Below are 13,808 nucleotides of genomic sequence, written 5' to 3' on the forward strand. Positions count from 1 at the left end.
TCCAGTGCTCGACAAAGGTGACCACAGGTCACTTCATCAATTCGTTGATCTCATTTGGAGCCTCAATAACGCGGAGAATGAAGCGAACGTGATTCCCCCGGAGTGGCATGAATGGACGGACTTTCAGCAGAAGAAGATCGTGCCCTCAGGATATATCATCGGAAGACAGGGCGAACCTGTCCTGAACCTCAGGATGCTCTTTCATCTCCACAACACTCTCTGGATAGTTCTCGATGAACCAGATCAGAAATGCTGTGACATCAATCTTCTCCAGAAGCAACCGCTTCTGTTTGATTCGCCAGTTCTCCTTGCTCTCCGGGTCCTGCAGGATCTCGATCGCTTTTTCAACAGCTGCTTCGGTGTCGGTGAAACTGTAAACAAGACCATAGGTCTCCTCAAGTTCGGTGAAGTTTCCCATCGTCCCGGCAAGGGATGAAACAAATACTGAGGGGGTTCCAAGTACTGCTGCCTCGGAAGCCATTGTTGCCCCCTCCCCCATATACAGGGTAGCATAATACAGCAGGTCGTGCATCTTCTCCGGCGAGATGTGGACCTGGTAGGGCCGCAACTCCTCGGGCAGTTCTCCCTCAGACGTGATCAGTACACGTCCGTAAGCCTCAAGTTTCTTCACAAGCCCGATCTTGTCCCTGATGCCATGCTGCCCAATGTCGTGGCTCGCCTTCCATGAGACGAAACGGATAATGATGAACCGGTCGTCCGGGGAGAGCTCGAGTTCGGTGAGGACGGTGGGATCGGGCGTGAAGTAATGTGGATGCAGGTAGGCGAGTTCATGGTATCCGTCGTAATGAACCTGTTTTCTACCCAGGTTTTTTTTATAGCAGGAGGGAGTGCAAATGATATCCGCAAAGGGCATAGTGACGGCATTTATTAATTTTGCATGCTCCGTATCTGTAAAGACAATGGATTTTGCTCTTGTAATTTTTGAGATATGTGCTCCAAAAGTATCTGCTATACCAATAGTAATATCAATATCATATTTTTTTTGCATATTGTAAGTTTTGTAATCCCCTTTAATTATCTCAAGAATTTGACCCCAAAAATTTTGACTGATTTTACCGTAGAGATCATAGTTTATCTGATAATTATTCAGGAGATCTAATGATACGTCCTTATCAACAGCATATACAATTGGATTATGCCCTCTTTTTTGCATTTCCCAAAGAAAGTTTTTAAAAAAATGGACATGTGCAGGATGACCAATATTTATTAAAATATTCATACATCACACCATCCAGCAGTAACAATTTGTGGTTTCAGATCAGAGCCTGTTCTTACAACGATCTGGCGAGTAATGTTAAGACTTACCCCCAATTGAATAATATTGTACAATTATCAACGTATCATATCAGTTCTGACATTTATAGTTACTTCAAATCCGAATAAAATTATAGATGTGCTCAATTTCTAGAACACCTCTGTCTCTCATCACGACGTGGCAGAGGAAGGATCTCTACCAGATTCTTCAATGAGATTGTCGTCATCTCTGCTCTACAGGGTGATCTCGGTACTGACCTGATCCATATCAATAGAACAACTTCAGAGTCCACGGTAACTTATGACCAGTCCTTCAATAATTAAAAGATAAAAGTCATATGGAGACCGTAATAATATGCGCGGCACACCATAGAAGGATATACTACTCAAAGGCCATCGAAGAGACCAAGGGAGTGTTTAAATATTAACACAGATATTTTCCTTCAATCAATATACCACTGTGGCCCTCTCCCATCCATAGGAAAACAGGAAGGTTTGAGGTTTCAAAGAGGAAAAATGTCAGGAGATTTTTGGGCGACATTGAGGAGGTATTGTTACTTGGATGCAGGATGGATTCCAATAATCCCCGAGAGTGCAGGGTTAGTTGCTTCATATGACCAGTATTTATCAAGTCCCTTGCAGTTTCAGAGTTTAAGAGAGCCATACTGCCTGCTGGGAGAAACAAAAAGCCTAGGTCATGCCGGCATACAACGAAGAATTGCTAGTTGATGATGCACCGACGATGATCCCGACTTATTCTGCTCGGGTTTATGCCGTGAATGAATGCCCGGTCTATCGATTGCAGGAGAACATCAGGAACGATCCTGCACATGATAACGCCATCATCCCGGTGAAAATGATTCAGGGGAAGGAAATAACTCGGTATAAGAGAGTGTTACAGGCGATGAAGATGCGCTGGGAAGACGGCAGGGGTGCTGAATTTAATAGAGCAATGGATCATTCAGGGATAGACATATCATGAATAAAAATGATGCACGTCTCTCAGTTACTGTTGACATTGAGGACTGGTATCATATTCCCTCAGTCTGTGGCTCATCATTTTCCGCCTATCCGAATGTGGATGATTTTTTTATGAAATGGAATGGCCGCTATGATTACTTAACAGAACCGACAAAGCGGGTCCTAAATATCCTTGATCAATATAAAATAAAGGCAACATTTTTCGTTGTTGCCGATATAGTTGAACATTATCCGGGATTAGTTGAATCAATTGTTGATCAGGGGCATGAAATTGCCTGTCATGGATTGCACCATGAATGCAAAATTGATTCTATCACAAAAAAACCTCGTTTTGAAAAGGATGATTATGAGGAGAGGACCAGGAAAGCAAAAAAAATACTCGAAAAGGTCTCGGGCGAAAGAGTAATTGGATACCGAGCTCCGAATGCATTTATCGGCGGATGGATGCTCGATTCTTTAGAAAAAATCGGATTTCAATACGATTCATCGGTATGCGTCAATTCCTTTTACAACAAAACTGACTCCTCATTGGAGGGCGTATCGTCACATCCCTACCACCCCCAAACTCATAGTTTAAAACCAACAGATCACTATAGGAATTTCGTGGAATTTCCCTGGGCATATTACGATATTGGAATGAAGATCCCCACCTCAGGGGGACCAATGCTGAGATTTCTCGGCGCTCACATCATTCTAAATGGATTAAATCAAAGTCTGAACCGTGGTCATACGGTTTTTTATTTTCATTCCATTGATCTCTCCCACGAACCATTTCCAGAAATTGGTAATAACAGGCGGTTTTACTGGATCATAAAAGGGAACGTTGTTGAAAAGAGATTAAAAAAAGTCCTCGATGAAAATAATGGCGTTAAAATTGCTTGTTTAAGAGATATTCTGGAGGATGGTTATGGATTATAACATATCTTACGTGTCGGATCACTGTTGTCAAAAATGGGATGATTTTCTTTACAATATAGATAATAGCAATGCATTCCAGCAATATGGATGGAGAGAGATTATCAAGAAGGTCTATGGTCATAAACCATATTATTTGTTAGCAGAGAATGAATCCGGCGAAATTTCCGGGATTTTGCCTCTGTTCCATGTAAAAGGATTCCTATTTAAGAGCAATCTGATATCCATCCCCTATGCGCCATATGGTGGAATTTGTTATAAAAATGATTCTGTAAGAAATGCGTTATTCCTGGAGACTCTCTCGTTAGTTGATAACTTGAATATTGACAACATTGAAGTCAGAGGTGTTAATTTTAATGCCCCATTTCTCGACAACGTCTACTCCCCCCTGTCAATGTATACCAATTATTCAACCTTTGTTCTGGATTTGTCAAAAGGTATAGATCATATTTGGACACAGATGGGGAAAAATAAAAGAAATAAGGCTAGAAAAGGAGAGAATTCCGGACTTACATACGAGATTGGTACCGCGAACAGGAATTCAATCGATGAATTTTATGAATTATTTGCTGTGAATATGAAAAAATTAGGCACTCCAGTTCATAATATTGACTTTTTCAGGGCGATCTCAGGTACTTTCAAAAATGATGTATATGTATCAAATGTCAGATATGATGGAGAGATCATCTGCTCCCAGGTATTAATGGCATATAAAGGTGTCCTAATCTCTGGTTGGAGCGCTTCATTAGAGGAATTCCGAAAATTCTCTCCTAATAACTTTATGGATTGGAATAATCTGAAATATGGATGTGAGTGCGGATACAAATGGTTAGATTTCGGCAGAAGCCCGGTAAATTCTGGAAATTATGAATATAAAAAAAGATGGGGGGCGGAAGAAATTCCTTTACATTATTATTACCTGGAAAAAAGGGGATATTTGCCGAATCAAGACAAATATTCACAATTAGCGAAGTATTGGAGTAAAATTCCGTTGCCGATTACTAAGTTTTTTGGACCACTGATTAGAGAAAGAATTGTATGAGGAAGGAACTAAAGAGCGCTACAGAGTCGATATCTCTACATTATTCTCCAATGAAATCCCAGGGCTGGGTATGCCAATCTGGATTTCATTATTATAATCATCAAATATGTTTTCAACAATCCTGCAGAAGTCAGGCTTGTAGTTCGCGATTACAATTCCAGAGCCATTATTCTTCCCTTTAGCAATATTCCCTACAATCTGGACATTGGTTCGATCGATGTAGATTGCTTCATACATGGTATTGATCATGGTATTGTGCAATACCAGATCAACTTTTGATCCCAGGTGATCTGGGTCGATATTTTGGTTTAATAATACTACTCCCAGATGGCATTCAATCAATACATTATCCAGTACCTTTGCTGTACCATTCCCAAGTTGAACACCGACATCACAGTGATTCATGACATTTCCCTTGACAATATAGGGTCCTGCAGTCTGGATATGGGCGTCGACCGCCTGTTCTGTCATCTCCTCAAAGTAATTATTTTCGACAGTGACACTCTGAATATAACTTGCCTCAGGCAGGTTCGGATTGGAAGTTCCGGTTGCAACACCGTGCCGTCCCTTGGTGACAAAGAAGTTGTTATGGATGTTGATCCGATCGCTGCGATCTTCAATGACAACGCCATACCCCAGTCCGGACTGGAATACATTATCAAAGACCGACTCTTCAACAGTGACATCGGTGCACGTGTTCAGGCGGATGGCGGCATACCCGATATTATGGAACTTTACATATGATACCTTAAAGTTCTGGAGATAATGCGCATCAATCATTGCCGGGTCGGTTTCAATCCCGGGACCTTCAAAGACAATCCCGGTGATGGTCACGTCCTTCATCGTCGACGTGGGCGAGCCCCATTTATTCAGAGTAAAGACGTACTGTGTCACTTTTTGACAGTTGAAGACGGTCCCCGACTCCCCGAACAGGGTTACCGGTTTGTTGATACTGATCGGACCATCGATCCGGTACTGGCCGGGAGGGAAGTAGATCGTTGAACCGGATGGGAGTTTTGTGAGGAGTGACTGAAGGGAAGCCGTATCGTCGGTGACGCCGTCACCCTTCAGCCCTGATGACCTGGCGTTCGTGGCAATCGAGACCAGGTCCGGCCGAGACGGAACCACCCATGCATGGTATGCCTGCTGCATCTGCACAAGGCGTGCATTCCCCTGTGTGTATGCGGTACTTGCATACGCTGCTGCTTCAAGAGGGGTCATTAAAGAACCACTCGTGATTGGACCATCGACATAGTCTATTAGTTCTGATTGAGATTGAGGATTATCAATCATTACTGAAACATCAGAAGATCCAGTAGCAAATAGAACAAACAATGCAGCCACCAGCACAAATGACCCGAGATATCCATTCATCAGAATCACCCTACAAGAATCATTGAGGTTGTCCCAAATACTCATATAGAATATTATTGAGTTTGAGTCATGACATCGATGTTTGATGGGTTGTGATGAGTAGTGAGATCAATTCAACATATATATTTCACTGAGGATCGCAGTGTCGCACAACTCAGGTGGGTAGCGTACCGAAGAGATAAAATCATTAGAATCCGAATCCAATCAGGAACTGATAAAGGCAAAACCGGGTCATTGAGTGATTCCTTCAAGAAATAAAATTAATTTTCCCCCGTTTGGCTATTGAGGGACCGAGAGTGAATGAGCCGGGGATAGACAGTATTTCCATATCAGCGCCAGGTTTATTCCAAAACTCGTAATGGTCGTTACTGTCGTCGCCATTGCAGCCCCAATGATTCCAAAGTGGGGAATCAACAGAACATTCAGTATTACATTAATTACTCCACATACTGCATCGACTCTAAATGAGATATGCACTTTTCCGATGCTTGAGAGGGTCGCTCCGACGGAGATGATTGGTGCGAAGATGATATTACCGAGTAGAAGGATGAGCAGCGGCATATACGCTGGAAGAAACTCGACAGTAAAAAAGAGCGTAATAAGAAATTGTCCAATAATTACGATGAACACTGCGATAACTATCGAAACGAAAAAACTCTTCTTCATTGTAGAGATGATGATTTCTCGAACACCGACGAGATCCCCCTTACCATAGAGGGTTGCCGTCGCAGGAGCTGTCACCCGTTGCACCGCACTCGGGATGAGCGTGATGATCTGAGAAAGGAGTATGGCAACAGCATAAATTCCCACATCTGTTGGATTGAGAAAATATCCAATAAGAATGCTGTCGACCTGAGTATTGAGATAGGAGATGGAGTTTGTCAACACAACATAAAAACCAAAGACGGTTGTCTCTCGAAGGGCAGGTAGGAACCAGAGCGATGACTGTTCCAAACTTAAGGAGTCCAAGATCAACACGGGGGAGAGGAGACTGATGATTATTGTCGACCCGACGAACCCAATAACAGCACCGAAAAGACCCATTTTCAATCCCAGTACAAGTCCGAGCGAGACGGCTACGACACCGACGTTCTGGACGATGTTGAGGAGTGCGTACAGATGCATTCTCCGAAAACCGTTCAGTGTACCGATAACCGCCTTCTGAATAGCGATGAATGGATAGCAGAGGGCGATCAACTGAATCAACAGTACCAGTTCAGGAATGTGAAAGAACGAAAGGGCAATGAATGGCGCAAGGAGAAAGAGTACAAGCCCCATAATTGTACCGGTTATGATCGAACTGCTCATCCCAGATGAGACATATTTTTTTATTTTATCCTGATCCTCCAGGAACTCCGCAACGTACTTCGTCAATGCCGAGCCGATTCCAAACGCAGCAAACTGCATTCCAAAGAAGTATATCGCAAAGGCGAGGGTGTACACGCCAAGCCCTTCGGCGCCCAGTTCCTTTCCAAGGACAATTCTCAGTACGAAATGGGCGAGCGATGCAGTGACAGTGCTGATAAATGCCCATTGCACATCCATCATTGTCTTGCTTATCGATATTTTCAGAGTTCCTCACCCCGTGCATAAAATTCCGAAAGAGAAAGATCAGATGATAAAAAATGTTTAATTCTTGTCAAAATGGTGCGGAGTACAACCATATTCAACAGCGTGATATCCCATGAGATTGTGATTTGGGGTGATCTGTACCGTTTTAGGAATTCAGTGGTGTCAATATCCGGCTGCAACAACGGGATCAGCACCTGGGCGAACATCCACAAAAACCATCCAAATAGCAGGTCGACAGCAAGAAGATCGATCAGGAGAACGAGGAGGGTAGTACTGCTTTTCAGCCCCGCTGGAATCCAGAAGGGCATCTGGACGAAACAGGCGAGTGTTAAATAGACCCCAATCGTCAGGAGAATGATCGCAGAGGGATTGAAAAATTCGGTTTCATCAGTCCAATTAACAGATCTATCGTCTCCTTGCAGAATATCACGGATGAGGGAGAGAGGGAGGGCATACATCGGGACTTGGCGAGAAGGTACCGGACCGGAAGGATCCCGATGACGAAAATGACCTGAGAGCAGACTGGGGTCGTAATGAACGTTCATAAGGAGAGGCTCTTCAAGACCAGTTACTGCGATGGCATGTCCAGACAATATGTAGTACCTCAAAAGTCACAGGTCCAACCGATCAAATCCTCTTCTCCATACACATTCTTTTGCATTTCCTACTAAACGCCGATGAACCCGTGATCAAATTTTTTTTTACGACCTCATCATAACCCACTTTCTCCTTTCCGCAATTCCTGGTTGAATACAGGTTCTTATGATATCATCATCACTCCGGCACTCAATCCGAAACAACAGCACGAGTACAGTCCTCTTCAGGATGCGAAATTTTTCCAGAATACAGAATCTGTCCCTGTTTATTGAATCCAAACAGGGTCAGTCTGCACGGATGTAGGTATTCTTTGTCATCCTCCAAGATCTGACGCTCCCGACAGGATCGGAAACCTCTTCAGGAGGATGCGGTACTGGATCTAAAAACTCTGATAACTTCCATCACTCCAGATATAATTATTTATCAATGAAATTACTGGACTTGGCATACTTGCCTGGAATCCATAGGTATAATTTTCCAGTACATTTCCGAATATATTGCAGGAATTCGGGACATATGCTTCGAGATAGATTCCCGATCCGTCATTCGAGCCTTTTGCAACATTCCCCTGAATCAGGACATTAGTCCGGTCCACATCAATTGCCTCATAGAGCATATTGATCATAATATTGTTCAGGATCTTATCAACTTTGGAACCCACATTATTCGGGTCCACGTTTTCGTTCGTTAATACTACTCCACCTTTACAGTTTATCATGACATTGCTGGTGACCTCTGCCGTACCATTCCAGAATTGGACTCCCCGGGCACAGTTATTCATCACATTCCCCCTGACAATATAGGGTCCGGTGGTTTGAATTTGGGCGTCGACCGCCTGTTCTGTCATCTCCTCAAAGTAATTATTCTCGACAGTGACACTCTGAATATAATCTCCCTCAGGCAAGTTCGGATTGGAAGTTCCGGTTGTAACACCATGACGTCCTTTGGTGACAAAGAAGTTGTCATGAATGTTGATCCGAGTGCTGCGATCCGTGATACAAACCCCATATCCCAGTCCGGACTGGTATACATTATCAAAGACTGATTCTTCAACCGTGACATCAGTGCACGTGTTCAGGCGGATGGCGGCATACCCGACATTATGGAACTTTACATAGGATACCTTAAAGTTCTGGAGATAGTACGCGTCAATCATCGCCGGATCGGTTTCAATCCCGGGGCCTTCAATGACAAGCCCGGTGATGGTAACACCACTCATCGTCGACGTGGCCGAGCCTCCTTCATTCAGAGTGAAGACATACTGTGTCGCTTTTTGACAGTCAAAGACGGTCCCCGACTCCCCGAACAGGGTTACCGGTTTGTTGATACTGATCGGACCATCAATCCGGTACTGGCCGGGAGGGAAGTAGATCGTTGAACCGGATGGGAGTTTTGTGAGGAGCGACTGGAGGGCAGCCGTATCGTCAGTGACGCCATCACCCTTCAGCCCTGATGACCTGGCGTTCGTGGCAATCGAGACCAGGTCAGGTCGGGAAGGAACCACCCATGCATGGTATGCCTGCTGCATCTGCGCAAGGCGTGCATTCCCCTGAATGAATGCAGTATTCGCTTCTGCAGCTGCTTCAACAGCATTGGTTACAGATCCAATTGTGGCCGGCACTGTAATCGGTACACTGACAGTCGCTGATTGGCCAGACTGTAACTGATCATTCTCAATGGTAACTGAAACGGCAGAAGCACCCGTAACAAGCAGCATAAACACTGCAACCACAGTTATTAGAGATATGATATAATTATTCATTACAATCACCATCATCACCAGACTACGCGCGATACTATATAAAATTTTCTGTAAAACGGCTATGGTGCATAACACAGATGTCCTCTTATGCCAGAAAACAAGTGATAGAGATAGCCGGATTACGACACATACAATTTGTGAATCAAAAACGAGCATCAGGTTGAAATTCAATATTTAAATCTATCCCTAAAGATCATAAGATGTCGAGACTGCAATCTCGCAGGGTCAGCCATTCCAGGATTTTACGAGGATGATTGGCGGATAGCCACTATCCATATCTTTGTGCCCTACCGCAGACGGAAGGGTTTGACCTGCAGTTTGCGACCTGAATGCATCCAGGCAGGGGATGATCCTGAAGGCAGAAGGTTTCTTTTCAAATCTTAGGACAGGGAAGAGTTGAAGGCTAGAGGAGATTATTCAACTGAGAAGAAGATCTATTCAGATAAATTAATAGAATAGGATGTAATATTGTTCACTGGAGATCGAAAAATATGTTTCAAATTGGAATAAAATCCATTGATGAAAAATTTTGTTCGATCTTTCCGGACACATACAGGAAGCTTCTTCTTATTGTCGGTTTCGGCCTGACCGTCAATAATCTTCAGATCCTGTTTGTTCAACAACCTGCTGGTTATGTTGTAGATATTTATTCCGTTCTCCCGTTGTCATTTTATGGAGCAGCGATACTCTGTTACCTCTTCGCATCGATTGCGTTGTTTTCAAAACAGGATGTCATAAAAAAACTTGGTGTGTTATTACTGGTCATCAATCATGCAGTCATTCTAATAATCCCGTATATGCTAGGTTATTATTCCATGGGACGTGCTGATGATATGTCCTATATCGGAGAATATGTTCATATCAGCACAACAGGTTCCTTTCAGGGATGGGATATTTATCCTGCAGCCCCCATCCTCGGTGCAACCATCACAACTCTGACAGGACTGCCTGCAAATTATACAGCCTTCCTGATGCCATTCATTTTCTCATTTATTCTTATCGGGGGACTCTATATGTGCTGTCGTTTCTTCCTAAAAGAAGAGATGATATTGAAAATATCGATACTCGCTTCATTTATTCTCTACCTTGGCCCCTATAACTTTCTTAATGTCCCCCATGCACTTTTCTTTGCGTACATGCCCATCTATATTTTCATCTTGAGCCGTTTCGTTCACAACTCGACAACTGAAAATGCTCTAATCATTCTAATCCCAACGGTTTTAGTTCCATTTATGCACCCATTTATTGTCTTCTTTGTCTCTTCCCTACTAATACTAATGGCAGTATCCGGCGGATTGCTCAATCGAATTTTCCATGGCGATTACCGATATGCCGGCAGACCCTTAATTGTATTATTCATTGGTTTTTTATCTTGGTTCATCTATTCAAATTCCCTCCTTCGTAATTTTTCACAACAATATCAGAGTTTCATTCAAAAAACTACAGAACCAGTGCTATTTGAAACAACAGATAAACTGGCACAAATTAATATCGACTTAATAAAAATAATAAAACTCTTATTTGTCTATTATTCACGGTATTTCATCCCATTATTGATCATCATCGTGGGATTTGGATATCTTTACATAAATCGCAAAAAAATATCAGAGCGTCTAAAAAACCAGATGGCTTTTTTTTCCATATTCTATATCGTGTTTTTGCTCGCTGAATGTATTCTGTTCCTTAACCCCATTATATCTCATCAACCAGATCGTATCACAAATTTGAATTTTATGGTATATGCTCAGGTTCCTCTATTCGCCCTATCCCTCTATATCATATTTTCAAAAACCAAATATTTCTGCGGGCGAACGATACTGCTCATATTCCTCCTGACCGGGATATGGAGCCTGAGCCTTTTTGGCGTATTCGACTCCCCGAATATTTTCAAGACAAATGATGGACTCACTTACAATGAAGTTGAGGGGATGACATGGTTTTATGAGGTAGGTGATTACGCGAATTTTATCGCTCCTTTTAGTCAGATTGGAAGATTCCGGGATTTATTCGATTATCCTGGAAGACCAGACAATAACATTCCAATCACGGATCATTTTGGGTATGACTCATCCAGTCGGACATTTGCGAATATAAATCTCAAAGAAGGGCAAAAAAGTTATATTATCCTGTTAACGGTTGATGAACTTCGTTATCAAAAAGTCCCAGGATATATGGAAGTTGGCCGGTACGGAGCAGATGATTTTATCAGATTCAGACACGATCCAACGATAAATAAGGTTTATCAAAACACGAATATCGAAATATTTGATATTGTGTAAAAGATTGGCATTTCAACCCTTCGAGAGCTCCTACTTGATATGCAGTACCCGTTTACTTCCTCCCTGACTTCCCGAAATTTAAGCACATGATACACTTTCACTCAGAACAATACTCTTTAATTTACTCAATTCCATCAAATATATCAATAAATTGGCTCTATCTCTATAATTTGAACGGGGAATTCATATGCTTAATAACTAAGCACATGATTTGACTCAGATATCGCAAAATATCTACGTAAATGCGATTTGAGGGGCAGGTTTAGCAATACTGTGCTATTAATCGGGAGCTCAGGGAGATCTCGCATGGACTCTCCTCCAGCAGCATGCTGATCGTTGTAGGAAGGAGAGGACAAGTTTTCATATGCACTCATGAGGCATGATCAAAGGACGAGGTGAACCTGTGCTGCACCTCGGGGTGCTCTTTCATCTCCACAACACTCTCTGGATAGTTCTGGATGAACCAGATCAGAAATGCTGTGACATCGATCTTCTCCCGAAGCAACCGCTTCTGCTTGATTCGCCAGTTCTCCTTGCTCGCCGGGTCCTGCAGGATCTCGATCGCTTTTCCCACTGCTGCTTCGGTGTCGGTGAAACTGTAAACAAGACCATAGGTCTCCTCAAGTTCGGTGAAGTTTCCCATCGTCCCGGCAAGGGACGAAACAAATACTGAGGGGGTCCCAAGCACTGCTGCCTCGGAAGCCATGGTTGCCCCCTCCCCCATATACAGGGTAGCGTAATACAGCAGGTCGTGCATCTTCTCCGGCGAGATGTGGACCTGGTAGGGCCGCAACTCCTCGGGCATCTCTCCCTCAGACGTGATCAGTACACGTCCGTAAGCCTCAAGTTTCTTCACAAGCCTGATCTTGTCCCTGATGCCATGCTGCCCGACGTCATGGCTCGCCTTCCATGAGACGAAACGGACAATGATGAACCAGTCGTCCGGGGAGAGATCGAGCTCGGTGAGGACGGTGGGATCGGGCGTGAAGTAATGTGGATGCAGGTAGGCGAGTTCTTTATAACCATTATAGAATATCTGTTTTGAGCCAACTCTTCTTCTAAAGCAGGATGGAGTCAATACCGTATCAGTAAAGGGTAATGCTCCAAAAATTGATGCGGTTGCATGTTCTGTATCTGCTGTACAGATGTAGGGGACCCCCATCAGTTTTGAAGCAAACGCCAATGAGGGATCCATTTGAGAGATTGTAAGATCGGGTTTAAACTCCCTAATAAGAGGTAACAATTTTCTGGTTCTAAAACACGCCTCTTTTAAAATTGAGATTGGCGTAGACTGCGCATCGCTAATTAAAACATAGTTTAGATCATATATTTCAAGAAGATCCAGCGTGACTTCCTTGTTACGTGCGGTTACAAGGACAGTGTACTCGCTCTGTAACATCTTCCAAATCAGGTTTTTAAAAATGTGAACATGAGCGGGATGGTTTACGCCGATTAAGATGTTCATTCGGCGTCCTCCGGGATCTCGATCCTCTTTATCAATCTGGCAGGTACTCCTGCAACGACACAGAATGGAGATACTTCCTTTGTTACAACAGCACCTGCTCCAATAATCGAATATTGCTTTAAGGTCACATCTGGCAATATGATGACACCCGCTCCGATCCACGAGTCGTGCATGATGCGTACTTTTCCAAAAACTTCAAGAAATGGATATTTTTCTTTATATCTTCTTAAGATTGAATTATTTGGATGTGCTGTAAGGACAATGGTTACATTTGGTCCAAAAGCAACGCGATCTTCTATTGTTAAATTTGATTCATATCCAATATCACACGCTAAGGTAAAACCCTCATTTATTACGACCCCTTCACCAATCTTGACACCCAGTAATTTTAGGAGATATATTCGAAAATTTGAACTGATAAATGGAGATTTAGATAATGCACGAATTATTTTTTTATAAACCTTTTGAACCGTCAATCCATTTTTCATCTCGAATCTCTCCCCCTATATCAGAATTGATCTTAACAACATTGAAGAATTTTCTTCC

At 43.0% G+C, this 13,808-nt stretch carries 11 protein-coding genes; 4 read left to right on the forward strand and 7 right to left on the reverse strand.

Going from position 1 to position 13,808, the window contains the following annotated elements:
• Nucleotides 1-145: 145 nt before the first annotated feature.
• Nucleotides 146-1,240, reverse strand: coding sequence for a DUF354 domain-containing protein (locus ACFKSJ_RS05430; protein WP_440951240.1), 1,095 nt, complete (start codon nucleotides 1,238-1,240; stop codon nucleotides 146-148).
• 732 nt (nucleotides 1,241-1,972) lie between these two features.
• Between ACFKSJ_RS05430 and ACFKSJ_RS05435 the strand changes: the two genes are divergently transcribed.
• Genes ACFKSJ_RS05435 through ACFKSJ_RS05445 form a run of 3 tightly spaced genes read left to right on the forward strand, consistent with a single transcriptional unit; the run spans nucleotide 1,973 to nucleotide 4,213 of the window.
• Complete coding sequence (locus ACFKSJ_RS05435) at nucleotides 1,973-2,257, forward strand: hypothetical protein (protein WP_440951241.1); 285 nt, start codon at nucleotides 1,973-1,975, stop codon at nucleotides 2,255-2,257.
• The gene (locus ACFKSJ_RS05440) at nucleotides 2,254-3,174 is read left to right on the forward strand and encodes a polysaccharide deacetylase family protein (RefSeq protein WP_440951242.1); all 921 of its coding nucleotides are present in this window, start codon (nucleotides 2,254-2,256) and stop codon (nucleotides 3,172-3,174) included. Before ACFKSJ_RS05435 ends, ACFKSJ_RS05440 begins: the two co-directional genes overlap by 4 nt.
• The gene (locus tag ACFKSJ_RS05445) at nucleotides 3,164-4,213 is read left to right on the forward strand and encodes a FemAB family XrtA/PEP-CTERM system-associated protein (RefSeq protein ID WP_440951243.1); all 1,050 of its coding nucleotides are present in this window, start codon (nucleotides 3,164-3,166) and stop codon (nucleotides 4,211-4,213) included. Before ACFKSJ_RS05440 ends, ACFKSJ_RS05445 begins: the two co-directional genes overlap by 11 nt.
• An 18-nt stretch (nucleotides 4,214-4,231) precedes the next feature.
• Here ACFKSJ_RS05445 and ACFKSJ_RS05450 read toward each other — a convergent pair whose 3' ends face one another.
• From ACFKSJ_RS05450 to ACFKSJ_RS05465, 4 genes are all read right to left on the reverse strand, one after another.
• The gene (locus ACFKSJ_RS05450; protein ID WP_440951244.1) at nucleotides 4,232-5,587 is read right to left on the reverse strand and encodes a glycoside hydrolase family 55 protein; all 1,356 of its coding nucleotides are present in this window, start codon (nucleotides 5,585-5,587) and stop codon (nucleotides 4,232-4,234) included.
• 279 nt (nucleotides 5,588-5,866) lie between these two features.
• Complete coding sequence (locus tag ACFKSJ_RS05455; protein WP_440951245.1) at nucleotides 5,867-7,135, reverse strand: flippase; 1,269 nt, start codon at nucleotides 7,133-7,135, stop codon at nucleotides 5,867-5,869.
• Nucleotides 7,136-7,155: 20 nt separating this feature from the next.
• Entirely contained in the window at nucleotides 7,156-7,752 is a 597-nt protein-coding gene (locus tag ACFKSJ_RS05460) for a hypothetical protein (RefSeq protein ID WP_440951246.1), read from the reverse strand.
• Nucleotides 7,753-8,135: 383 nt separating this feature from the next.
• A complete protein-coding gene (locus ACFKSJ_RS05465) occupies nucleotides 8,136-9,530 on the reverse strand; it encodes a glycosyl hydrolase family 28-related protein (RefSeq protein ID WP_440951247.1) in 1,395 nt (464 codons plus the stop codon).
• 479 nt (nucleotides 9,531-10,009) lie between these two features.
• Here ACFKSJ_RS05465 and ACFKSJ_RS05470 point away from each other — a divergent pair, with 479 nt between their 5' ends.
• Complete coding sequence (locus ACFKSJ_RS05470) at nucleotides 10,010-11,797, forward strand: hypothetical protein (protein WP_440951248.1); 1,788 nt, start codon at nucleotides 10,010-10,012, stop codon at nucleotides 11,795-11,797.
• A 370-nt stretch (nucleotides 11,798-12,167) separates the two neighbouring features.
• On the opposite strand, the gene ACFKSJ_RS05475 is transcribed toward ACFKSJ_RS05470, so the two are convergent.
• Nucleotides 12,168-13,262, reverse strand: a complete 1,095-nt coding sequence (locus tag ACFKSJ_RS05475) for a DUF354 domain-containing protein (protein WP_440951249.1) — start codon at nucleotides 13,260-13,262, stop codon at nucleotides 12,168-12,170.
• A complete protein-coding gene (locus tag ACFKSJ_RS05480) occupies nucleotides 13,259-13,750 on the reverse strand; it encodes an acyltransferase (protein WP_440951250.1) in 492 nt (163 codons plus the stop codon). The genes ACFKSJ_RS05475 and ACFKSJ_RS05480 overlap by 4 nt, the downstream gene beginning before the upstream one ends.
• Between the last annotated feature and the right edge of the window lie 58 nt (nucleotides 13,751-13,808).

It is taken from the genome of Methanosphaerula subterraneus (assembly GCF_052055875.1).
In the GTDB taxonomy this organism is placed as follows: domain Archaea; phylum Halobacteriota; class Methanomicrobia; order Methanomicrobiales; family Methanospirillaceae; genus Methanosphaerula; species Methanosphaerula subterraneus.

Excerpts from the sequence above, each read along its gene's own strand:
- ACFKSJ_RS05430 (WP_440951240.1), bottom strand. The coding sequence starts at position 1,240 with ATGAATATTTTAATAAATATTGGTCATCCTGCACATGTCCATTTTTTT.
- ACFKSJ_RS05435 (WP_440951241.1), top strand. The coding sequence starts at position 1,973 with ATGCCGGCATACAACGAAGAATTGCTAGTTGATGATGCACCGACGATG.
- ACFKSJ_RS05440 (WP_440951242.1), top strand. The coding sequence starts at position 2,254 with ATGAATAAAAATGATGCACGTCTCTCAGTTACTGTTGACATTGAGGAC.
- ACFKSJ_RS05445 (WP_440951243.1), top strand. The coding sequence starts at position 3,164 with ATGGATTATAACATATCTTACGTGTCGGATCACTGTTGTCAAAAATGG.
- ACFKSJ_RS05450 (WP_440951244.1), bottom strand. The coding sequence starts at position 5,587 with ATGAATGGATATCTCGGGTCATTTGTGCTGGTGGCTGCATTGTTTGTT.
- ACFKSJ_RS05455 (WP_440951245.1), bottom strand. The coding sequence starts at position 7,135 with ATGATGGATGTGCAATGGGCATTTATCAGCACTGTCACTGCATCGCTC.
- ACFKSJ_RS05465 (WP_440951247.1), bottom strand. The coding sequence starts at position 9,530 with ATGGTGATTGTAATGAATAATTATATCATATCTCTAATAACTGTGGTT.
- ACFKSJ_RS05470 (WP_440951248.1), top strand. The coding sequence starts at position 10,010 with ATGTTTCAAATTGGAATAAAATCCATTGATGAAAAATTTTGTTCGATC.
- ACFKSJ_RS05475 (WP_440951249.1), bottom strand. The coding sequence starts at position 13,262 with ATGAACATCTTAATCGGCGTAAACCATCCCGCTCATGTTCACATTTTT.
- ACFKSJ_RS05480 (WP_440951250.1), bottom strand. The coding sequence starts at position 13,750 with ATGAAAAATGGATTGACGGTTCAAAAGGTTTATAAAAAAATAATTCGT.